The sequence below is a fragment of the Desulfosporosinus sp. OT genome (genome assembly GCF_000224515.1).
Lineage (GTDB): Bacteria > Bacillota > Desulfitobacteriia > Desulfitobacteriales > Desulfitobacteriaceae > Desulfosporosinus.
The window spans coordinates 1-380 of record NZ_AGAF01000261.1 but is presented as its reverse complement, the minus strand read 5'-3'; the positions used below and the strand labels follow the sequence as shown (position 1 = coordinate 380).

Below are 380 nucleotides of genomic sequence, written 5' to 3'. Positions count from 1 at the left end.
CCCTTCAGGGCTTGGCTCAGATCCTTGCTCTCTGCCAGTCCGTCGGCCGGAACGGAGCCATAGGACAGCTTTTTTCCCTGCAGGCTGTAAAGTTCGACGCTGCATCCCACCTGGCTGCTGAGCTGCCTGGAAATGCCCGGGGCCTCAGCGGGAAGGGACGCGGCGGTCAAGTCCTGATTGCCGAATAACAGATACTGGCTCAAATAGACATCGAGATTTCTTTTGGCCGCAATCATATCCTCCCTGATGATCCACTGGGAGTTTTGCCGGGTGGTGTTATACACCACAAAAGTCAGCACGGAAAAACCGCTAAACAGGATCAGAGAATAATAGATAAGTATTTTCAGCTGGAGCGAAGATTTCATAGTATGTACCCGCTT

Annotated in this window: 1 protein-coding gene; it reads right to left on the bottom strand. The window is 52.1% G+C overall.

Annotated elements, in window-relative coordinates; genetic code table 11:
* A partial coding sequence (locus tag DOT_RS25120) for a hypothetical protein (RefSeq protein ID WP_202798725.1) occupies positions 1 to 365 on the bottom strand: 365 nt, incomplete at its 3' end.
* Between the last annotated feature and the right edge of the window lie 15 nt (positions 366 to 380).